The sequence below is a fragment of the Nocardia sp. CA-119907 genome (genome assembly GCF_050955995.1).
Taxonomy (GTDB): domain Bacteria; phylum Actinomycetota; class Actinomycetes; order Mycobacteriales; family Mycobacteriaceae; genus Nocardia.
Genome location: NZ_CP192091.1, coordinates 321,659 through 342,104, shown reverse-complemented (window position 1 = coordinate 342,104; position 20,446 = coordinate 321,659). Strand labels below are relative to the sequence as shown.

18 protein-coding genes and 1 pseudogene are annotated in these 20,446 nt (G+C 64.9%); 6 read left to right on the top strand and 13 right to left on the bottom strand.

All coding sequences use genetic code 11. From position 1 onward, the window contains the following. Positions 1 to 90: 90 nt before the first annotated feature. Complete coding sequence (locus tag ACQP2D_RS01585) at positions 91 to 1,251, bottom strand: NAD(P)/FAD-dependent oxidoreductase (protein ID WP_433681959.1); 1,161 nt, start codon at positions 1,249 to 1,251, stop codon at positions 91 to 93. A gap of 465 nt (positions 1,252 to 1,716) precedes the next feature. Then, a complete protein-coding gene (locus ACQP2D_RS01580) occupies positions 1,717 to 3,153 on the bottom strand; it encodes a WS/DGAT domain-containing protein (protein WP_433681958.1) in 1,437 nt (478 codons plus the stop codon). 168 nt (positions 3,154 to 3,321) lie between these two features. On the opposite strand from ACQP2D_RS01580, the gene qcrB reads away from it, so the two are divergent. Beyond that, positions 3,322 to 4,953: a cytochrome bc1 complex cytochrome b subunit gene (gene qcrB / locus ACQP2D_RS01575; protein ID WP_433681957.1), complete on the top strand. Its 1,632-nt coding sequence runs from the start codon at positions 3,322 to 3,324 to the stop codon at positions 4,951 to 4,953. 123 nt (positions 4,954 to 5,076) lie between these two features. On the opposite strand, the gene ACQP2D_RS01570 is transcribed toward qcrB, so the two are convergent. Beyond that, positions 5,077 to 5,334, bottom strand: coding sequence for a DUF397 domain-containing protein (locus tag ACQP2D_RS01570; protein WP_433681956.1), 258 nt, complete (start codon positions 5,332 to 5,334; stop codon positions 5,077 to 5,079). 373 nt (positions 5,335 to 5,707) lie between these two features. On the opposite strand from ACQP2D_RS01570, the gene ACQP2D_RS01565 reads away from it, so the two are divergent. Genes ACQP2D_RS01565 through ACQP2D_RS01555 form a run of 3 tightly spaced genes read left to right on the top strand, consistent with a single transcriptional unit; the run spans position 5,708 to position 7,871 of the window. Further along, on the top strand, positions 5,708 to 6,196 hold the full coding sequence (locus ACQP2D_RS01565) for a DUF309 domain-containing protein (protein ID WP_433681955.1): 489 nt from the start codon (positions 5,708 to 5,710) through the stop codon (positions 6,194 to 6,196). A 19-nt stretch (positions 6,197 to 6,215) separates the two neighbouring features. Further along, a complete protein-coding gene (gene gluQRS, locus ACQP2D_RS01560) occupies positions 6,216 to 7,151 on the top strand; it encodes a tRNA glutamyl-Q(34) synthetase GluQRS (protein ID WP_433681954.1) in 936 nt (311 codons plus the stop codon). Positions 7,152 to 7,196: 45 nt separating this feature from the next. After that, a complete protein-coding gene (locus tag ACQP2D_RS01555; RefSeq protein ID WP_433681953.1) occupies positions 7,197 to 7,871 on the top strand; it encodes an RDD family protein in 675 nt (224 codons plus the stop codon). A gap of 84 nt (positions 7,872 to 7,955) precedes the next feature. On the opposite strand, the gene ACQP2D_RS01550 is transcribed toward ACQP2D_RS01555, so the two are convergent. After that, positions 7,956 to 8,489, bottom strand: a complete 534-nt coding sequence (locus tag ACQP2D_RS01550; RefSeq protein ID WP_354955335.1) for a DUF4190 domain-containing protein — start codon at positions 8,487 to 8,489, stop codon at positions 7,956 to 7,958. Positions 8,490 to 8,518: 29 nt separating this feature from the next. Between ACQP2D_RS01550 and ACQP2D_RS01545 the strand changes: the two genes are divergently transcribed. Then, positions 8,519 to 9,301: a queuosine precursor transporter gene (locus ACQP2D_RS01545; RefSeq protein ID WP_433681952.1), complete on the top strand. Its 783-nt coding sequence runs from the start codon at positions 8,519 to 8,521 to the stop codon at positions 9,299 to 9,301. 22 nt (positions 9,302 to 9,323) lie between these two features. Here ACQP2D_RS01545 and tgt read toward each other — a convergent pair whose 3' ends face one another. The 5 genes and pseudogenes from tgt to ACQP2D_RS01520 all read right to left on the bottom strand — a co-directional run bounded on the left by tgt (position 9,324) and on the right by ACQP2D_RS01520 (position 15,618). After that, complete coding sequence (tgt, locus tag ACQP2D_RS01540) at positions 9,324 to 10,568, bottom strand: tRNA guanosine(34) transglycosylase Tgt (protein WP_433681951.1); 1,245 nt, start codon at positions 10,566 to 10,568, stop codon at positions 9,324 to 9,326. A gap of 57 nt (positions 10,569 to 10,625) precedes the next feature. Further along, the gene (locus tag ACQP2D_RS01535; RefSeq protein ID WP_433681950.1) at positions 10,626 to 12,539 is read right to left on the bottom strand and encodes an ABC transporter ATP-binding protein; all 1,914 of its coding nucleotides are present in this window, start codon (positions 12,537 to 12,539) and stop codon (positions 10,626 to 10,628) included. A gap of 86 nt (positions 12,540 to 12,625) precedes the next feature. Beyond that, positions 12,626 to 14,350 (bottom strand): annotated as a pseudogene (locus ACQP2D_RS01530) (ABC transporter ATP-binding protein); the annotation flags it as partial. A 138-nt stretch (positions 14,351 to 14,488) separates the two neighbouring features. After that, positions 14,489 to 14,986, bottom strand: a complete 498-nt coding sequence (locus ACQP2D_RS01525) for an RrF2 family transcriptional regulator (protein ID WP_433681949.1) — start codon at positions 14,984 to 14,986, stop codon at positions 14,489 to 14,491. A 38-nt stretch (positions 14,987 to 15,024) separates the two neighbouring features. Then, positions 15,025 to 15,618, bottom strand: a complete 594-nt coding sequence (locus ACQP2D_RS01520) for a TetR/AcrR family transcriptional regulator (protein ID WP_433681948.1) — start codon at positions 15,616 to 15,618, stop codon at positions 15,025 to 15,027. Positions 15,619 to 15,820: 202 nt separating this feature from the next. On the opposite strand from ACQP2D_RS01520, the gene ACQP2D_RS01515 reads away from it, so the two are divergent. Then, on the top strand, positions 15,821 to 18,118 hold the full coding sequence (locus ACQP2D_RS01515) for an MMPL family transporter (protein ID WP_433681947.1): 2,298 nt from the start codon (positions 15,821 to 15,823) through the stop codon (positions 18,116 to 18,118). A 353-nt stretch (positions 18,119 to 18,471) separates the two neighbouring features. Here the strand turns inward: ACQP2D_RS01515 and ACQP2D_RS01510 are convergent, their stop codons facing one another. From ACQP2D_RS01510 to ACQP2D_RS01495, 4 genes are all read right to left on the bottom strand, one after another. After that, positions 18,472 to 18,717 (bottom strand): hypothetical protein, encoded by a 246-nt coding sequence (locus tag ACQP2D_RS01510; RefSeq protein WP_433681946.1) that lies wholly within the window; start codon positions 18,715 to 18,717, stop codon positions 18,472 to 18,474. A gap of 92 nt (positions 18,718 to 18,809) precedes the next feature. Next, entirely contained in the window at positions 18,810 to 19,025 is a 216-nt protein-coding gene (locus ACQP2D_RS01505) for a hypothetical protein (protein WP_433681945.1), read from the bottom strand. Positions 19,026 to 19,219: 194 nt separating this feature from the next. After that, positions 19,220 to 19,435, bottom strand: a complete 216-nt coding sequence (locus tag ACQP2D_RS01500; protein WP_433681944.1) for a hypothetical protein — start codon at positions 19,433 to 19,435, stop codon at positions 19,220 to 19,222. 702 nt (positions 19,436 to 20,137) lie between these two features. After that, positions 20,138 to 20,434: a hypothetical protein gene (locus tag ACQP2D_RS01495; protein ID WP_433681943.1), complete on the bottom strand. Its 297-nt coding sequence runs from the start codon at positions 20,432 to 20,434 to the stop codon at positions 20,138 to 20,140. Between the last annotated feature and the right edge of the window lie 12 nt (positions 20,435 to 20,446).

Sequence of the window (20,446 nt, the reverse complement as noted above, 5' to 3'; positions counted from 1 at the left end):
AGGGTCCTCGACCCTCGACATGGAAGCCGAGCGCACGTGTCCGCGACTGCGGGCTGAAGGCGCGCCCTGCCGGGTCGGCGGGCCGGGCTTTCACGGGGTGAACCACCGTTGAATTCGCGTGGTGGCGAATTCGGCCTTCTCCCTGGCGAGTTCGGCAGAGGGCCCGATGAACGGTGCGACCGGCGTGGGACCGGAGAGGAAGTCGGCGTCGACCTTGCCGACGAGCCCGCCCCCGAATTCGATATAGCAGGAGCCTTGGCCGAGATACTTTCCGGGCGCGGGCGTTTCGCGCAACTGCGCGACAATGTGCGCCGCGACCGTGCGGGCGGCGTTCTCGGCGAACACCCCGGCCCGCGGCACCGGTGCGTCCGCGCAGTCACCAACGGCATAGACACCCGGATACGGCGTGGCGAGCGTGCGCGGATCGACGTGGATCCAGCCATCACTGCCGTCGACGGTCAGCCCGGAGGCCGCGACCACGGGCGGCACACAGTGCGTCGGGATGCCGATGAACAGGTCATATGCGAGATCGCCCGCGCGCGTGATCGCGATATGTTTCTCAGGGTCGAGGGCGCGGACGCGCCGCCCCGGCGAGTATTCGATCTCCCGTTGTGCGAGGGCCTCGACGAGCGCGGCGGAGGTGTCCGCGGAAACGGGAATCGGTGAGTCCATCGGGGAGAGCACGTGCATGCGGGTGCGGTCGCGGATACCGCGGCGGCTCAGCAATTCGTGCAGCAGCATCGCGCCCTCGTAGGGGGCGGGCGGGCATTTGAACGGCACGCTCAACACCGCGATCAGAATGGTTCCGCCGTCGAATCGGGCCAGCCGATCGCGCAGTCGGCACGCTCCGTCGATCGAGTAGTACTCGTGACCGTCCTCGACGAAGCCGGGAGTGGCAGCCGGGTCGTATTCGGCACCCAGCGCGACCACGAGGAAATCCGGTTCGTAGTCGGCGGCGTCGGTGACGACGCGCCGGGTCCGCGGGTCGATCGATACGACCTGTTCCTGCCGGAACTCGACCCCGGGCCGGGCGAGCTCGTCGTAGCGGATGCGGACGGATTCCGGCGTCCGGTCGCGAAACAGGATCTCCAGTTTCGCGAAGCCGAAGGTGAAGCCGTCATTTCGGTCGATGAGCAGTACCCGGACCGCACCGGGCAATGACTCGGACAGGCAGGCGGCCAGCTCCAGCCCGCCGAACCCGGCCCCCAGAATGAGCACCATCGGCGTTCGAATGTTGTTGGCGGTGGACATCGCACGCTCCTCACCGGTTGCGGTCAATGCCTGGTCGAATATTCAGTTGTAGGTTCGTGACCAGCCGCTGGATCGGCGGAATGTCGAGCTGGTTTCGGGGAGTCGCAGCAGGCCCGACCGCGCTTCGGAGCGTGACGACGGCGAAGCGGTGAACGGGTCATGATCGGGTTCTTCCCGAACCGTGCTGGCGGCGAGGCTCCCGATAGTCCGTCGTTCAAGAGCGGTATTGGTTGCCCATCCATTGTGCGCGCCGGGGTGGCGGGATGGAACCCGGAGGGCGCTGGTGCGCAGCTCCGCCAACCTGACCCAGTATCGCCGCTCGGATCCGATCACCGCGCCGGGGCCGACACACCGCGGCACCTTCGCCGTGCTGGCCGGAGCAATGTGTCGGGGCTGCGGCGCATGCCGCCACCGAAGGGTCCGTGGACGATCGTGGCCAGCCGGGCGTTCGACGGCTTCCCGGGCTCAGCCCGATGTCTGTCTCGCACAGTCGAATACCTCGTCCAGCGCGGCACGCAACAGCTCGGTATAGGTGTCGATATCCGGCACGGCGGCAGCGTCGGCATGGACCGAGACGGTGACGGTGTCACCGAGGCCGTGGACACCATGGGTCAGCTGCATCACCGACCCGATCGCCGGAAATCCGCCGGTGAAACGGACGCGTGCGCCACCGAAGGTCAGATCGGCCGGGCCGCGATGAACGCTCGAGACCACGGTGTTCCCAGCGATCGAATCAGGGACGGTATCGATCGGATAGCGATCGACATCGCGACGCAGCAGCGGGGCGGGAGTGACGGCGGTGACGCGGTCCTGCGCGGTCAGCAGTGGGTGGTCGGCACGGATGCGGCGAGCGGCGAGCGCCGCGGCGATCTTGTCCGCGCGGACCAGTGGGTCCGGCTCATCGATGAACAGGTCGACGCCGAGGCTGCGATAGTTATTGCGGGCCGCAATCCGGTTGCCGGACAATGCCATCGGCACCTGGGCTCCGAGTCGGTCCACCGGTTCGCCCCGCGCCGTCAGGTAGCGGTCGAGCGCGATCGAGACGGCGGTCAGCACGACCACGGTGACGGTGTGACCCGCGCCCCGCATCCGCTCGCCGTCGCAGACGATCATCCGTACCCGATGGCCGTCGACATCGCCGTACAGCGTGCCCGGCCGGTTCACCAGACTCGGCGTGAACCCCGGCCCCGGCTCCGGAATCCTTCCCGCAGTGGTCAATTCGGCCAGCTCCCGCTGCGCCCGGAAAGCCCGATAGCCCAGGACGACCGTGCGCACGAAGCGCAGCGGCATCCGCATCAGCGCCAGCGCCGAATGCACATGTATGGCATCCGCCGACGCCAATTCCATTGCCGCGGTACTGATTCCCCGACCACCAAGGCCCGGCGGCCCGGCAACCGAATCGCTCGCCGCGGCAACCGGCTCGACCGGATCGGATTCGGCGAACAACGCCCTGGCGATCGCGGCCCCGCGCCGCCCATCGGCCAGCGCATGCGATAGCTGCAGCACGACCGCCATCGCCGGTCCCGACCCACCCCACGGCGCACCGTCGATCCCGCGGAACACGTGCAGCCGCCACGGCCGCACCGCCGCGTCCACACCGGTGCCGAGCAGTTTGCCGAGGGCCGTGCACACACCCGGCCAATTCGCTTCCGAAAGGAAATGTTCCACAAATTGCTCGGCACGGAAATCGCACCGAACCCATGACGGATAGTCCAGATCTCCCGGCAGCTCGCGCAGCCGGACGCGCAGATCGGCGATGCGCGCACTGCGGCGCGCCACGAACTCGCGCAGTTCCGCGCTCGGATGCCCGGAATCATCGAAGCAATAGAACAAGAACAGGTCATTACGAGTGCGACTGGACAGCCAGTACATCGTCGCGTCCTGGGCCGCCAACGTACTCACGACACGACGATATGGCACCGCTTACCGGGGGCAGCGGGCGGCACCGGCAAGAACTGAATGATCTTGTTCCACATTGCCGTCGTGAAAGCTATCGATTCCGGCCCGAACCCTTGCTACCGTCTGTAGTAGAACCTAAACCACCACTCACCCAGTGCGGGGGTGTCGGCCATGGCTATTGACGTAGGTCGGATGGCAAGCGAACAAGCCAATGCCTTCGACGAGCGATATCGGGCCGCGGCGTTCGTCAAGCGGTCGATCAATAAGGTGTTCCCGACCCACTGGTCGTTCCTGCTCGGCGAGATCGCGCTCTACAGCTTCATCATCCTGGTGCTGTCCGGCACCTTTCTGACGCTGTACTTCGATCCATCGATGGCCGAGGTCACCTACAACGGCGCCTACCAGCCGCTGCGCGGTGTGGGTATGACTCGCGCCTACGAGACGGCGCTGAACATCTCCTTCGAGGTCCGCGGCGGTCTGTTCGTGCGCCAAGTACACCACTGGGCCGCACTGCTTTTCGCGGCCTCGATCATCGTGCACCTGTTTCGGATCTTCTTCACCGGCGCGTTCCGCAAGCCGCGCGAGGCGAACTGGGTGCTCGGCTCGCTATTGCTGATCCTGGCCATGTTCGAGGGGTACTTCGGCTACTCGCTGCCCGACGACCTGCTCTCGGGCACCGGCCTGCGGGCGGCGTTCTCGTCCATCACGCTCAGCATTCCGATCATCGGCACCTGGATGCACTGGTTGATGTTCGGCGGCGACTATCCGGGCGACATCATCATTCCGCGCCTGTTCATCGCGCACGTGCTGCTGTTCCCCGGCATCATGCTCGCACTGATCGCCGCGCATATCGCGCTGGTCTGGTATCAGAAGCACACCCAGTTCCCGGGTCCCGGCCGCACGGAACGCAATGTGATCGGCACCCGCATCGTGCCGGTGTTCTCCCTGGATCAGGGCGCCTTCTTCGCGTTCACGCTCGCTGTCGTCGCGCTGCTCGGCGGCCTGCTGCAGATCAACCCGATCTGGGCCTTCGGCCCCTACAAGGCGTCGCAGGTCTCGGCGGGTACCCAGCCGGACTTCTACATGATGTGGACCGACGGCATGATGCGCCTGATCCCGCCATGGGAGCTCTATCCGGGCCGCTATACCGTGCCCGCACCGTTCTGGGGTGCGCTGATCATGGGTCTGGTGTTCACGGTCCTTATCGCCTATCCGTGGATCGAGCAGCGCCTCACCAAGGACACCGTGCACCACAATCTGCTGCAACGCCCGCGCGACGTACCGGTCCGCACCGCGATCGGCGCGATGGCGATCACCTTCTACGTGGTACTGACACTGTCCTGCGTGAACGACATCATCGCCTACAAATTCGAGGTCTCGCTGAACGCGACCACCTGGGTCGGCCGGATCGGCATCGTGACCCTGCCGGCGGTGGCCTACTACGCCGCGTATCGCATCTGCCTCGGCCTGCAGCGCAGCGACCGCGCGGTGCTGGAGCACGGCATCGAGACCGGCATCATCAGGCGCCTGCCGGATGGTGAATACATCGAGATCCACCAGCCGCTGGGTCCGGTGGACGAGCACGGACACCCGATTCCGTTGGAGTATCAGGGCGCAACCGTGCCGAAGAAGATGAACAAGCTGGGTTCGGCGGGGCAGCCGGGCACCGGTGGATTCTTCCGGCCCGACCCGTGGCAGGAGTCCCGGCAGCACAGGGAAACCGAACACGAGGAGGAGCGCAAGCAGCTCGCCGTCCTACGTGCGGTCCAGGACCAGGCCAACGGCGACGGACAGGGCCACTGAGAAGCAAGCGGGCTGCACTGAAAATGCCAGGGCCACAACGGAAAAGGCCCCTGATAACCCGCGAAGGCCCCGAGTCCGTGCCGACCCGGGGCCCGTGCTGATTGGTTCGGACGTGACTGTTGTTCAGGCGCGTCCGAACTCCCCCTCTGACACCCCTGTTAGGAATGCGTCCCACTCGCCTGGCGTGAACGCCAACAACGGACCATAGCCGTTGTCCTTGGTGTCACGAACCGCCACATTGCCGTCAACGAGAAAAGCCACTTCCACGCAGTTCCCGTCGGGGCCACTGTATGTGCTCTTGCGCCACACAGCTCCCGTCAAGTCAACCTCCACGGCACTAGCTCCTTTGCTGCGTCGAGAACGAGAATTTTCTTCTGACATCGTTCTAACTAGCACCGGCATTCGGCGCGGAACGCCGAATCCCGCGGTGCGCCTTGCCAAAGCGCGCGACTTTCACGGTGCGTCGTGATCGCACTGCACTTCGAGGCGATTTATCCTCGCGGGGTCGCCCCCGCGCGCTAAACCCTAGCAGGTTCAACGGGAATTTGCCGATCTCTTGCCCATTCCATCATCGCATTTGCCAATCTTGCGAAGATGGAGTGTTGCGGAGACATTGCCGGTAGATGACATTCATTCCCATATTTGCTGGGCAGCAAACATTTTGCGGATGTGATTGCTCCGTGATCCGTCAATAAATCCAGGTCGACCCGATCCGTGTGGACGCACCCGGCAGCGGCCGTGGATGATGGGCCGCATGGTCGAACGCCCCCGCGACGAGGCAGGTCGCGCCCGCAATCCTCGCCCGCGCGACCGATTCGGGCGGCCGCTGCCGGTCGGCAGCGTCGGGGTGCCGCGAATTCCGGATGACCTGAATCTGCCACCCCAGCAAACCCTTTCGTACGCCCAGCAACTGCTGGATGACGGCCTGGCATTCAACGCACACGAGGTATTAGAGGCCGCATGGAAGAACGGACCGTTCGCCGAGAGGATGCTGTGGCAGGGCCTCGCGCAATACGCGGTCGGTCTCACCCACATCCAGCGGGACAATCCCAAGGGCGCGCGCACGCTGCTCACCCGTGCGGTAACGCGACTGCGCGCCTACGCGCCGGATCCGGGCACCCCGCTGCCCTATGGCATCGATAGCGCCGGTCTGATCGCGCACGCCGAGACACTGCTGGCCGCGCTGGAGCGCGGCACCCCGATTCCCGCAGACCGACTCATGCCGCACCTGCGCATCCAGTGATCCGGCCCGCAGCCCTACCATGGCAAACGTGCCCGCAACCACCAGTACTCCGGCAGGCAGGTACGCGCCGAGCCCATCCGGCGATCTGCACCTCGGAAATCTGCGCACGGCCGTGCTGGCCTGGTTGTTCGCCAGGTCGACCGGACGACGCTTCGTTATCCGGATCGATGATCTGGATCGGGTGCGGCCGGGAGCCGAGCAACGCCAGTTGGCCGATCTCGCGGCGATCGGACTGGACTGGGACGGTCCGATCGTTCGGCAGAGCGACCGACTGTCCCACTATGCCTCGGCCATCGATCGGCTCACCGCCGCCGGACTCACCTACGAGTGCTATTGCACCCGAAGGGAAATCCAGCAGGCCGCGACCGCACCGCACGGACCGGTCGGCCACTACCCCGGCACCTGCCGCGACCTGACCGAGGCCCAGCGAGCCGCACACCGCGCCGACGGCCGTCCGGCCGCGCTGCGCCTGCGTGCGCAGGCAAGCGAATTCGAGTTCGTCGACGAATTGCACGGGCGCTACCGCGGTCCGGTCGACGATGTTGTGTTGCGGCGCGGCGACGGAGTTCCGGCATACAACCTGGCCGTTGTCGTCGACGATGCCGAACAGGGCATCGATCAGGTGGTCCGCGGCGACGATCTGCTGCCGTCGACGCCGCGCCAGGCCTACCTCGCGACCCTGCTCGAACTCCCGGTTCCGCGCTACGCGCACGTGCCGCTGGTATTGAACGCGGAGGGCAAGCGACTGGCCAAACGCGACGGCGCGGTAACACTCGGCGACCAACTCGCCCTTGGGAATACAGCCGACCAGCTAGCGGCCGCGCTGGCCTGTTCGCTCGGCTATCCTCCGGTGTCGCCCGCCGAGCTGCTCGACGGATTCGACCCGGCCCATCTGCCCGACGAACCTTGGATACTCGACGAGAATGGGTTGTTGCAACCCGCGCGATGTCCGTAACGTACGCAATCGACCGATCTCCTGATCACTGACGAGGACACACATATGACAAGCGGTGGGTACGACCCCAACCAATATCCACAAGGCGGGCAGCCGTACGGCCAGCAGTACCCGCAGGGCGGCCAGCAGTACCCGCAGGGGCAGCCACCCCAATACGGCCAGCAGCCGCCGCAATACGGCCAGCAGCCGCAATACGGACAACAACCCCAATACGGCCAGCAGCCGCAAGATCCCTACGGCCAGCAGCCCTACCCGCAGCAGTACGGTGAGTACGGCCAGCAGGGCTTCGGCGCGGGCCAGCCGGGTGACCTGCTGCCCCGGTTCGGCGCCAGGTTCATCGACGGGCTGATCGTCGGTATCCCGGCGTACATCATCGACCTCATCCTGTCGAAGATCGGCATCATCGGCTCGATCCTCGGCTTCATCGTGGTCGTCGCGGCCCCCATCGCCTACTTCGTGCTGATGGAAACCAATATGGGGACCACGCTGGGCAAGAAGATCCTCGGCCTGCGCGTCGTCGCACCCGGCGGCGCCGCCAAGATCACCCCGGAAGTTTCGCTGAAGCGCAACCTCTACCTGGTCGCCAACATCATTCCGTGCCTCGGGAACCTGGTCGCGATCGGCATGGCGATCTACATCGCGGTGACCATCGAGCAGGACCCGAACAAGCAGGGTTGGCACGATAAGTTCGCCGGCGGCACCCAGGTCGTCAAGGCCTGATCCGCCGCAACGCGAAACAGGGGCGCTCCCGGTTCATTCGGGAGCGCCCCTGTTCTATTGCGGCACAGATGTTTTCGACGGCCGTCAGGTCGAGGACAGCGCGATATTGAATACCAGCCAGACGATGCCGAGCACGATGCCACCGGCACCGATCCAGATACCGGCCAGCGCCAGACCGCGGCCCTCTTGGCCGCGTTCCTTGATCTGATTCAACGCGATGATGCCCAGCACGATCCCGACGATCGAACCGATGCAGGTGCACAGCCCGACCAGTGAGGCGACCAGCGAACCGATCGCGAGCCCGTTGGTGCCCTGCCCCTGCTGCGGGTATCCGTACGGCTGATACGCGTTCGGGTAGGCCGGAGTCTGCGGATACGGCTGCTGCGCACCGGCGACCGGCTGCTGCGGGTAGCTCGGATACTGCTGCTGGGGCGGCGGCGTCGGCTGCGGTGCTGGCTGCTGCGGGTACTGCGGCGCGGACGGGTACTGTGGAACCGATCCGGGCGGCGGAGCCGCCGGATACTGCGGTACCGACCCCTGGGCGCCACCCTCCGGCGACACACCTTCGCCACCGTACTGCTTCCACCACTCGTCGGAAGAATCGCCGGGATTCGTCATTGGTACAGCCTATTCCACAACCTGGTTGGATGAAGCGCGTGAGTGAGTCCAAAACAGTTGAAGAACACCCAGGATCTGGGGGCCCCGCGGCGGCCCACGCGGCATTCGCCGTCGCCTCGCGGGGCTACTACACCCCCGTCGTCGCACTGTTCACCGCGACGCTGATCATCTCGAATATCTGCGCGACCAAGGGCGTCCAGTTCCTCACCGACCATTCGGTGAAGCTCGGGCCCATCGAGATCCTGCCGATCTCCACCGATGGCGCGTGGTTCCTGTTCCCCCTGGCCTACATCATCGGCGATGTGCTCAGTGAGGTGTACGGCTTCAAGGCCGCCCGCCGGGCCATCTACTACGGTTTCGCCATCCTGCTGCTCGCGGTCATCTGCTTCAAGATCGCCATCGAGCTGCCCGCGGCAACCTTCTACGACAATCAGGAAGCCTTCCGGTCGGTGATCGGCACCACACCGCAGCTGGTCGCCGCCGGACTTTCCGGCTACTTCGTCGGCGAGATGCTCAATTCCGCGACGCTGGTGCTGATCAAGGAGAAGACCAAGGAGAAACATCTGTGGGCCCGATTGATCGGCTCCACGGTGGTCGGCGAATTCGGTGACACACTGATCTTCTGCTCGATCGCGGCCACCGCCATCGGCATCGATAGCTGGGGACAGTTCGTCAACTACGTGATCGTCGGATTCATCTGGAAGACGCTGGCCGAGGTCATCGTGCTGCCGATCACCTACCGGGTGATCGCGTTCCTGAAGAAGCACGAGCCGAGCTACGCACCCCGCGAAACCACCGCACTGTTGAGCTGAAAGTCGTTGTGCGCATTCGGATCTACGGGGTCCGAATGCGCCCTTTCCAGCGGCCCAGCGTTTCGGCTTTGTACTCGTCGAAGTAACCGCCCTCGATGCTCTCGCGGATCCGGTCGACGAGTCGAATCGTGTAGCGCTCGTTGTGGATCGTGCACAGCGTGGAGGCGAGCATCTCCTTGGCCTTGAACAGGTGGTGGATATAGGCCCTGGTGTAGTTGGCGCAGGTGTAGCAGTCGCAGGTTTCGTCGATCGGGGTGAAGTCGCGGCGGAATCGGGCGGTATTGATATTGAATCTGCCTTCGGCGACATAGATCGCCGCATTGCGGGCGACCCGAGACGGGTTCACGCAGTCGAAGGTGTCGGCACCGTTCTCCACCGCGACGAAGATGTCCTCGGGCTCGCTGATGCCGAGCATATGGCGCGGCTTGTCCTCGGGCAGTTCGTCACAGCACCAGCCGACGATGGTGCCGAGGTTGTGCTTCTCCAGTGCTCCGCCGATGCCGTAGCCGTCGAAACCCGTTCCGGCAGCGCCCCGGATCGATTCCAGTTCCCGGCATGCCTTGCGGCGCAGGTCTTCGTACTGCGCGCCCTGGATCACCGCGAACAGGGCCTGGTACGGGCGGTGCGTACGCGAGGCGGTCAGCCGTTCGTGCTCGTCGATGCAGCGCTGCGCCCATTCGTGCGTGCGCTGTAGTGATTTCTCCTGGTAGGCGCGGGTATTGAGCAGTGTGGTCAGCTCATCGAAGGCGAATATGATGTCCGCGCCGAGCCGATGCTGGATGCCCATCGAAACCTCGGGCGTGAACCGGTGTTTCGAACCGTCCAGGTGGGAGCGGAAGGTGACGCCGTCGTCGTCGACGATGGCCAGGCGCTCCTTGCCGGCGGCGATCACATCGTCGCTTCGGACGTCGACCGCCTCCATGGCCAGCACCTTCTTGAAACCGACGCCGAGCGACATCACCTGGAAGCCGCCGCTATCGGTGAAGGTCGGGCCCGGCCAGTTCATGAACTTGCTCAGCCCACCCGCCTCGTCCACGATGTCCGAACCCGGCTGCAGGTAGAGGTGGTAGGCGTTGGCCAGCAGCGCCTGGGCGCCGAGTTCCCGCATGGTCTCCGGCAGCACCGCCTTCACCGTCGCCTTGGTGCCGACCGGGATGAACGCGGGTGTGGCGATATCGCCGTGCGGTGTGCTGATCACACCCGATCGACCGTGCCGCCCCGCGAGACGGGTTTCAACGGCAAACGAGAAGGCTTCGGGATCGGACACCCCGCCATCCTCCCAAAACGACGATCGGCCGGATGCGGCAGGCAGCACCGCGACCGGTCAGGCGTCGGCCGCCGCGGCCGCGAACTGGGCGTTGTAGAGGCGGTAGTACGCGCCGCGCTCCTCCAGCAGCCGCTCGTGCGTGCCGTGCTCGACGATGCGGCCCGCCTCCATGACGACGATCAGATCGGCGTCGCGGATGGTGGAGAGTCGGTGCGCGATCACGAAGCTGGTGCGGTCGCGGCGCAGGGCCGCGGTGGCGTGCTGGACCAGCGCCTCGGTGCGGGTGTCGACCGAGCTGGTCGCCTCGTCGAGGACCAGGATGGACGGCTTGGCCAGGAAGGCGCGGGCAATGGTGATCAGCTGCTTCTCGCCCGCGCTGACGCCCGAACCCTCCTCATCGATGATCGTGTCGTAACCGTGCGGCAGCGCGTGGACGAAGCGGTCGACGTAGGCGGCGCGCGCGGCGTCGAGAATATCGGCCTCGCTCGCATTCGGATTGCCGTAGGCGATGTTCTCCCGAATGGTGCCCTTGAACAGCCAGGTGTCCTGTAACACCATGCCGATCCTGGACCGCAGGTGATCTCGGGTGATCTCGGTGATATCGACACCGTCGATGGTGATGGTGCCCGCGTCGAGTTCGTAGAACCGCAGCAGCAGATTCACCAGCGTGGTCTTGCCCGCACCGGTCGGGCCGACAATGGCGACCACATGCCCCGGCTCGGCGACCAGCGAGAGCCGCTCGATGACCGGCGTCTCGGGTTCGTAGCGGAAGGAGACCGCCTCGAATTCGACCCGGCCGCGATCGACCGGACGGGTGTTCTCCATGACCGGATCCGGTGACTGCTCCTCGGCGTCGAGGATCTCGAAGATCCGCTCGGCCGAGGCGACCCCGGATTGCAGCAGATTGGCCATGGCGCCGATCTGGGTCAGCGGCTGGCTGAACTGCCGGGAGTATTGGATGAAGGCCTGCACCTCGCCCAGTGACAGATTGCCCGTCGCCACCCGCAGGCCGCCGACCAGCGCCACCAGCACGAAATTCACATTCCCGAGGAACATGATCGCGGGCATGATCAGCCCGGAGATGAACTGCGCCTTGAAGCTGGATTCGTAGAGATCGTTGTTGCGCTTGTCGAATTCCTCGCCGACCTCGCGGTTGCGGCCGAATGCGGTGACCACCTCGTGCCCGGTGAAGGCCTCCTCGACCTGGGCGTTCACCATGCCGGTGTACTTCCACTGGTTCACGAAGTGCGGTTTGGAGCGTTTGGCGATCTGCGCGGTGACCACAATGGCGGCGGGCACTGTGAGCAGGGCGATCAGCGCCAGCAACGGCGAGATCCAGATCATCATGACCAGGATGCCGATTACCGAGAAGACCGAGAGAAGCAGCTGGCTCATGGTCTGCTGCAGGCTCTGCGAGACATTGTCGACATCGTTGGTGACGCGGCTGAGCAGATCACCGCGCGGCGTGGAATCGAAGTAGCGCAATGGAAGTCGGTGGATCTTGTCCTCGACATCGCTGCGCAGCCGCTTCACCGTGCGGTTGATGACGATATTGAGCAGAAACGACTGCATCCAGCTGAATACCGAGGCGCCGACATAGAGCAGCAGTACCAGCAGCAGAATCCGGCCGACCGCGCCGAAGTCGACACCGACACCGGGGGTGACATCCATCGCACCGAGCATGTCGGCGAAGGTGTTGTTGCCCGCGGCGCGCGCCCGCTCGATCGCCTCCTCCTTGGTGATGCCGCCGGGCAGCTGTCGGCCGACCACACCGTCGAAGACCAGGTTGGTGGCCTTACCCAGGATGTACGGGCCGAGCGTATTCAGCACCACCGAGACGATCGCCAGCCCGACGATCGCACCGACATACACGCGCTCGGGTGCCAGCCTGCGCAACAGCCGCTTCAGCGACGGACCGAAGGATTTCGCCTTCGCATCCGGCGCACCGGGATTCACCGCTCCGGGCCTCATCGGCTCTCCTCCCGCCGGGCCCGATGCCCGTCCCCGCTCGGATCGGGCGGCGATCCGTTGCGCTTGGCGAGTGCGACCGCGGCGACCTCATCGGCGCCGAGCTGCGAGGCGACGATCTCCTGGTACTCCGCGCACTCACGCATCAACTGTTCATGGGTGCCGATTCCGGCCATCGCGCCGTCCTCGAGCACCACGATCTGATCGGCGTCGCGGATGGTGGTGATGCGTTGCGCCACAATGATCACCGAGGCGTCCCTGGTCTCGGGCCGCAGTGCCTCGCGCAGTCGGGCGTCGGTGGCGACGTCGAGTGCGGAGAACGAGTCGTCGAACAGGTAGACCCGCGGCTTCTTCACCAGCGCCCGAGCGATGGCCAATCGCTGGCGCTGCCCACCCGATACGGTGGTGCCGCCCTGCGCGACGGGAGTCTCGAGGCCCTGCGGCATATCGCGCACGAAGTCGGCGGCCTGCGCGATCTCCAGACAGCGCCACAGTTCTTCGTCGGTCGCGCGCGGATTGCCATAGCGCAGATTGCTCGCCACCGTTCCGGAGAACAGGTAAGCCTTCTGCGGCACCAGGCCGATCTGTTCGCGCAGCAGCTCGAGGTCGATATGGCGGACATCGGTGCCGCCGACATAGATCGCCCCGTCGGTCACATCGATGAGCCGGGGAATCAGATTGAGCAGCGTCGTCTTGCCCGCACCGGTGGAGCCGACAATGGCCGTGGTCGTGCCCGGCTCGACCTGGAATCGAATGGCCGAGAGCACCGGTTTCTCCGCACCGGGGAACGCGAATTCGGCGAATTGCAGATCGACCAGCGCCGGATCGCCCTTGAACGGCTGCGGCAGCCGCGGCGGCAGCACCGATGTCTCGGTGTCGAGCACCTCACCGATCCGGTCGGCCGAGACGGCCGCGCGCGGTGCCATCATGGCCAGGAACGAGGCCATCATGACCGCCATCAGGATCTGCATGATGTAGGACAGCATCGCGGTGAGCGAGCCGATCTGCATCTGGCCGTCGTTGATCAAATGCCCGCCGAACCAGATCACCGCGACAGCGGTGACATTGCTGATCAGCATGACCAGCGGGAACATCAGCGCCATCAACCGACCGACCCGCAGTGCGGCATCGGTGAGTTCGGAGTTGGCCAGTCCGAAGCGCCAGGTCTCCTGGCGCTCGCGCACGAATGCGCGCACCACCCGGATACCGGTGATCTGTTCGCGCAGTACGCGATTGACCTCATCGATCCGGTACTGCATATCGCGGAAGCCGGGCACCATCTTGGCCACGATGGCACCCATCGAGATGGCCAGTGCGGGCACCGCGATCAACAGCAGCCAGGACAGCCCGAGGTCCTCGCGCAGCGACATGAAGATGCCGCCGATACACATGATCGGCGCCATCACCAGAATGGTCGCCGACATCACGATGAGCAGCTGAACCTGCTGAATATCGTTGGTATTGCGGGTGATAAGCGATGGCGCGCCGAACATGCCGACCTCGCGCGCGGAAAAGGTGCCGACCCGGTGCAGCACCGCCCCCCGCAGATCCCGGCCCGCGCCCATGGCGGCCTGCGCACCGAGGTAGACCGAGCAGGCCGATGCGATGATCTGCACGCCGGTGACCGCGAGCATCCACAGTCCGGTGCTCCAGATGTAGCCGATATCGCCCTTGGTGACGCCTTTATCGATCAGGTGGGCGTTCAAGGTCGGCAGGTACAGCATCGCGATAACGGCGATCAGTTGTAGGCCGACGACCCCCGCCAATTGGGCCCGATAGGGGGCCAGATAGGTGCGAAGCAGTCTGATCAGCATGATGAAAAGGAGGCTACCGGGAAACCGACATATCCGTCGCGCGGTTTCCTGACCAGCACCGATGCCACAGATTGCGGCCTCTTACCCGCCGCAGGAAACCGCAACTGCCCGCGCACCTTTCGGCCCGCGTGATTCGAATTATCGCCGCGCCCAGGCACCGGGATCCTCTGTCAGCGCCTCGATGAATCCAGGGAGCCGATTGCGCGCGATGTCGTCGATGGAAACGTCTTCCAGTACCGCGCGAATGTTCACCCGCAGCGCGATCCACACCCGCTGCAACGGCTCGGCCGCGCCCGGATAGCGCACATCCTCCGGACGCTCACCGCGCACCGAGGCCAGCGGACCCTCGATCGCGCGGATCACATCGGCGATGGAGATCTGCGCGGCCGGGCGGGCCAGCCAATAGCCGCCGTCCGGGCCGCGCCTACTGGTCACCAGATCAGCTCGGCGCAATTCGGCGAGTACGGTCTCGAGCACCTTGGGCGGGATGTGCTGCGCGGTCGAAATCGCCTCGGCCTTCACCACCGGCGCGACCTGCACCGCGGTCGCGCCGACCACGGCATGGTCGGTCTTCGGTGCGCGGGCGATTTCCAACAACGTCCGCACCGCGTAATCGACCCTCGCGGTGATGTGCACTGCGGCTACTCCCTGGCCTACTAGGTGTCCGAACGAATCTACGCGGTGTGACAGCCGGTCAGCACACAGGTGGCCGCGTCCAGCAGTGTGCGCTCCACCACCGAATCCGCGACGCCCGGCACGAGTTCGGTGGACAACAGCGCGACGCCGAGCACCTCGAGTGCCGCACTGGCGCGCAACTTGGCCACATCGTCGGCATCGGGTCCGGCCAGCCATTCGCGCAGCACCCGACTGGAATCCATCAGATCCGGGTAGCGGTCGGCCATCACATTGATGATCGCGACGGTATCGCGCACGCACAGCGCACCGGCGTCGCGATGGCGAATCATGCCGCGCAAATAGGTGCGCAGGACGGCCCGCACCCCTTCGGCATCGTGTGGGACCGCATCGATATCCTCGGTCACCGCGCGCAGGTGATCGATGATCGGATCTACGATCGCCAGTAGTAGATCGAGCTTCGAGGCGTAGTGATAGTAGAGCGAAGCCTTTGTGATTCCTACCGCATCCGCGACCTCGCGCAGGCTCGTCTGCTCGAATCCCTTGGCGCCGAAGAGCTTCACCGCGGCATCACGAATTGCCAGTTTAGTGCCGCCACCTGCGACAACAGTGTCGCCCGCGTCACGAACGGTCATGGATGGTCCTCTCATCACTTCTGCGCTGAGCTAACGTTGCCACCAGAATTGAGGTTGTACCTCCGCTTAGCTCATAGGTAGTCTACCTACCGCACGGTAGGCAGAAAGCGTCAATTGGAGGCGGGGCCAGCAGGGCAACCCCGCGTGTGCTGTCTACGCGCCGCGAACCAGCACGTACCCAGGCATCGCTAGGAGAACCCTCGTGTCCGTTTATCTGTATAGATGGGGAAAGTTCGCTTTCCGAAGAAAATGGATAGTGCTTCCGGTCTGGCTTGTCCTCTTCCTGCTGCTCGGCGGCCTCGGCGCGCAGCTGAAGGAGCCGATGACCAACGACTTCAGCATGCCGGAGCTGCCGTCCGCGCGTGCCAACGACATTCTGGACAAGCACTTTCCGGGCGCTTCCGACGCCTTCAAATTCGACGCCGTCACCGGCACCTACGTCATCGCCGCGCCCGATGGGCAGAAGCTGACCGATCCGGCGAACCGTGCGTCGCTGGAGGCGTTCATCGCCAAGCTCGGCACCCTCGACATCGTCGACCACAGCAAGCCGGTGATGAATCCCATTGAGGCTGCGGAGAAGTCGGGCTGCATTGCCGATCCCGACCCGTCCAAGTGCAGCGGCGCACCGCTGAACGTGCTGAGCAAGACCGATCCGGATACGGTCGCCTTCTTCAGCGTCCCGTTCACCATCAAGAAGTTCACCGACGTCACCGACGCGCAGCGCGAAGCGGCCTACAACATCGCCAGCGACGCCCGCAATGCCGGGCTCCAGGTGGAGATGAGCGGCTCGATCGCGCAGAAGAACGAGGGGCCCAGCGGTAAGTCCGAGCAGATCGGCATGGGTATCGCGCTGATCGTCATGATCATCGCCTTCGGCGCCATCGTGGCCGCCTTCGTGCCGATCATCACCGCGATCATCGGCCTCGGCGCGGCCACCTCGCTGATCTTCCTCGGTACCTCGATCATCGAGGTGCCCAGCTTCACGACCTTCCTCGCGTCCATGATCGGCATCGCCCTGTCGATCGACTACGCGCTGTTCATCGTGTCGCGCTACAAACATGAACTGGCAGTGCAGGATTCGCCGGAAGAGGCGGCGGGTACCGCACTCGGCACGGCGGGTTCGGCGGTGGTGTTCGCCGGTCTCACCGTCATCATCGCGCTCGGCGGCCTCAGCATCGTCGGCGTGCAGTTCATGACGTTCATGGGCCTGGGTGGTGCGATCGCCGCCGCGTTCGCGGTGCTCACCGCCATCACCCTGATGCCGGCGCTGCTCGGCGCGTTCGGCCGGTTCCTGTTCAAGCCGAAGCTGCCGATCGTCGCCCAGCACGATCCCGAGGACGATAAGTCGGTCACCAATGGCATGCGCTTCGGCCGTCTGATCGGCCGGGCGCCCGCGGTGACCCTGCTGCTCAGCGTGGTCGTCCTCGGCCTGCTCGCCGCACCGGCGGCCGGCCTGAACCTCGGCCTGCCCGGTGACGACAGCCAGCCCAAGACCTCCACCATCCGCAAGGCCTACGAGCTGCGCACCGAGGGCTTCGGCGAGGGCAGCAACGGCGTGCTGAACGTCGCGGTCGACCTCACCAAGGTGCCCGCCGAGCGCCGTGACGCCGCGGTGAACGCGCTGCGGTCCAAGCTCGCGTCCTACCCGGGCATGGATTACGTGACCGAGCCCAAGTGGAGTGGTGACGACAAGGCGGGTGCGCTGCTCGACGGTGTGCCGAAGTCGGGTCCGAACAACCAGGCCACCAAGGATCTGGTCAGCGACGCCCGCGACGCCGAAGCACAGATGCAGAGCGAATACGGCATCGAGTACGGCATCACCGGCACCACGGCGATCTTCGCCGATGTCGACCACGTGCTGCTCAGCAAGATCGTGCCGTATCTGGCGATCGTGGCCGGTGCCGCATTCCTGCTGCTGATCCTGGTTTTCCGCTCGATCCTGGTGCCGCTCACCGCCGCGCTCGGCTTCCTGCTGTCCATGGCGGCGACCTTCGGTGCCACGGTGCTGATCTTCCAGCAGGGCAAGCTCGGGCTGATCGAGGATCCGCATCCGCTGGTCAGCTTCCTGCCGATCATGCTGATCGGTCTGGTGTTCGGCCTGGCCATGGATTACCAGGTGTTCCTGGTGACCCGGATGCGCGAGGAGTTCGTCAACGGCAAGTCGCCGAAGGACGCGATGGTGGCCGGTTATCACCACGGTGCCCGGGTCGTCACCTCGGCCGCGGTCATCATGATCTCGGTGTTCGGCTCCTTCCTGTTGGAAACCGACGTCACGGCGAAGTCGTTCGGCTTCGCGCTGGCGGCGGGCGTGCTGATCGACGCGTTCATCGTCCGGATGGTCGTGATCCCGTCGCTGCTCGTGCTGATGGGCAAGTGGTCCTGGTGGATTCCGAAGTGGCTGGACCGGATCCTGCCGGATATCGACGTCGAGGGCGCGAAGCTGCGTGAGCTGCAGCAGCGGTCCGCTGAGACGGTGCAGGTGCCGGTCGGCGTCAGCTGATCGGAGCCCACGCCTCGGCCCCGCACCCGGATCGGGTGCGGGGCCGACTGCGTTTCGGGACCCCGCGTCTCGATCCGCGCACGGGAAACCGCGGAAGGAGGCGATGGTTCTCGGATATCGCCACGGGGCCAGGGTGGTCACCGCCGCCGCGATCATCATGATCTCGGCCTTCGGTGATTCCCGCTCGAATCCGATGTGACCGCGAAGTCGATGGGTTCGCATTGGCCGTCGGCGTGCTGAAGGACGCGCGCATCGTCCTAATGATCTTGATCGCTTCGCTTTCGGCGAATTCACCACGCCGTCAACGGAATTCGGACCGAGGCGGGAATTCCGTTGGGGGCGTATCTATTTCATCACTGGCTCGGCGCAGGCAGATTACATTCAGTTATCTTTGGGTTAACTCCCATATAGTTCAGCGGACCGGCCACTGCCGTCACCGCGATGGTGCCGAAGCCAGCGCAGTCGATCGGAGGATTGTCGAAGTTGTGACGCTGTCCGGCGGCGAACATGCCGGTCACCAGCCAGGCCATGAGCAGAAGTCCTATGAGGCGCGTACCGGTGTGGTGCGCAGGCCTCCGTTGGTTTACACGCTCGCGCATCGTAATCGCCTCCTTTCGCACTCGCTTAGCGGCGGAGTACCCGGATGCGGAGCGTTAACTCTAGCCTGGTGCTCGGGGCTTGGCTAGAGGGTTTATGGGCTGGGCTGCGGCACGTTGCAGTCGGCGATTTTGGGATTCACCCCCATATAGTTGAGCGGACCCGCCAGGACAGTGAGGGCGATCGTGCCGAATCCGGCGCAATTGATCGGACCGCTATCGAAGTAATGCCGCTGTCCGGCGGCGATAACGCCGATGACCAACCAGATCACGATCAGCACGGTGCCAAGTTTCATCGAGGGCTCGCTCATATGTTCTCCCGCGGATCACGCTCGCGCGGCTGGTGATGCGGCGAATTATCGCATCGCGTACGGCCCACACTCAGGCATTCGGTACATACCGGGCGCACGCACGGGCGCGCCCTACCGCACGGCATGTCGCCGCCCGGCAGAGCACGCCCCGAGCGCGCGGGGTCGGCCAGATCCTCGGCGCTCAGCCGCGGCCGCTACGGACTGGGTTGCGGCACATTGCAATCCGCGACCTTCGGATTCACCCCCATGTAATTGAGCGGACCGGCCAGCGTGGTCACCGCGATCGTGCCGAAGCCGGCGCAATTGACCGGACCGCTGTCGAAGTAGTGCCGCTGGCCCGCGGCGACCACACCGATCACCAGCCAGATCAGGACCAGCAGACTGCCGAATCGGAAATAGGGCTCTCTCATGTAACTCTCGCGCATCAATCCCGCACGGCTCATCCGCGACACCATCGTCGCACCGCATCCTCGCCGTGCTCGCTTAATTGGCGTATACCCGCGAACGGCCTACTTACCCAGGAACTCCCACCACACCGGATTCGTTTGTACGACATGAGGATCCGCTGAGTTGGAGAGACGCATGGAACTCGACCACCGCAATTCGATATCCATGCTCCGCGACGACCAGGACCAAGCGCTCCCCCACACATCGGCATCGACCCGAACCGCCGAGCTGTCATCCTGCGCGCCGAGATCCCGAGCTCCTCTGAACGAATTCGACCACTGCTGGCACCGTAGGGAGTCTGCGCGGACGCAATGACCTGGATCACGGGGGCGCCGGGCGCATGTGGGCACGGTCGCTGATGAACCCGCTGTGACCAAAGAGAAAGCCTCTCACCTGAAGATTCAGGTGAGAGGCTTTGGCGGTGGCGGAGGGATTTGAACCCTTTCCGCCCCGCTGGCCAGGGGCTCAAAATGCGATCTACCTGCAAAAACACATCACTGTAATTCACTCCAGATCACCCGGTTTTAGCCCAAGTTGTGCCCAAAATGTGCCCGCGAATCGAAGCGGCCCGCCGATCCGTGCGAGGTCCTTCCGGGACCTCGCAACACAAAACACCCCCCGGTCGTGCGTGACCGGGGGGTGTTCGTCGATGCGACAGGCACGCGTCACAACAGCCAACCGGGCCGGTTGTCGACCCACACGACAGGCCGGGGAATGGAGCCGTCGCCGATGCACGCCCAGAGCGTGCTCGTAGGCATCCCGTGATACCGGTCGCGGATCATCGCGGTGTCGGCGAACCGCACAGTCGGCGGCCGCAAGAACGAACCACCCTCCGGCGTCCATGCACCGATGCACGCCAGCGACCAACCGCCGTGGTCGCCGATCTCGATATCGGGCCCGGGTACCCACACAGAGTTGCCGTGCCGCCAGTGCGACAGCTGCGGCGGGGGGACTCCGGCCATGAGGGCGAACTG

Coding starts and splice junctions, on each gene's coding strand:
- ACQP2D_RS01585 (WP_433681959.1), bottom strand. CDS start 1,251: ATGTCCACCGCCAACAACATTCGAACGCCGATGGTGCTCATTCTGGGG.
- qcrB (WP_433681957.1), top strand. CDS start 3,322: ATGGCTATTGACGTAGGTCGGATGGCAAGCGAACAAGCCAATGCCTTC.
- ACQP2D_RS01570 (WP_433681956.1), bottom strand. CDS start 5,334: ATGTCAGAAGAAAATTCTCGTTCTCGACGCAGCAAAGGAGCTAGTGCC.
- ACQP2D_RS01565 (WP_433681955.1), top strand. CDS start 5,708: ATGGTCGAACGCCCCCGCGACGAGGCAGGTCGCGCCCGCAATCCTCGC.
- gluQRS (WP_433681954.1), top strand. CDS start 6,216: ATGGCAAACGTGCCCGCAACCACCAGTACTCCGGCAGGCAGGTACGCG.
- ACQP2D_RS01555 (WP_433681953.1), top strand. CDS start 7,197: ATGACAAGCGGTGGGTACGACCCCAACCAATATCCACAAGGCGGGCAG.
- ACQP2D_RS01550 (WP_354955335.1), bottom strand. CDS start 8,489: ATGACGAATCCCGGCGATTCTTCCGACGAGTGGTGGAAGCAGTACGGT.
- ACQP2D_RS01545 (WP_433681952.1), top strand. CDS start 8,519: ATGAAGCGCGTGAGTGAGTCCAAAACAGTTGAAGAACACCCAGGATCT.
- ACQP2D_RS01535 (WP_433681950.1), bottom strand. CDS start 12,539: ATGAGGCCCGGAGCGGTGAATCCCGGTGCGCCGGATGCGAAGGCGAAA.
- ACQP2D_RS01520 (WP_433681948.1), bottom strand. CDS start 15,618: ATGACCGTTCGTGACGCGGGCGACACTGTTGTCGCAGGTGGCGGCACT.
- ACQP2D_RS01510 (WP_433681946.1), bottom strand. CDS start 18,717: ATGCGCGAGCGTGTAAACCAACGGAGGCCTGCGCACCACACCGGTACG.
- ACQP2D_RS01505 (WP_433681945.1), bottom strand. CDS start 19,025: ATGAGCGAGCCCTCGATGAAACTTGGCACCGTGCTGATCGTGATCTGG.
- ACQP2D_RS01500 (WP_433681944.1), bottom strand. CDS start 19,435: ATGAGAGAGCCCTATTTCCGATTCGGCAGTCTGCTGGTCCTGATCTGG.
- ACQP2D_RS01495 (WP_433681943.1), bottom strand. CDS start 20,434: ATGGCCGGAGTCCCCCCGCCGCAGCTGTCGCACTGGCGGCACGGCAAC.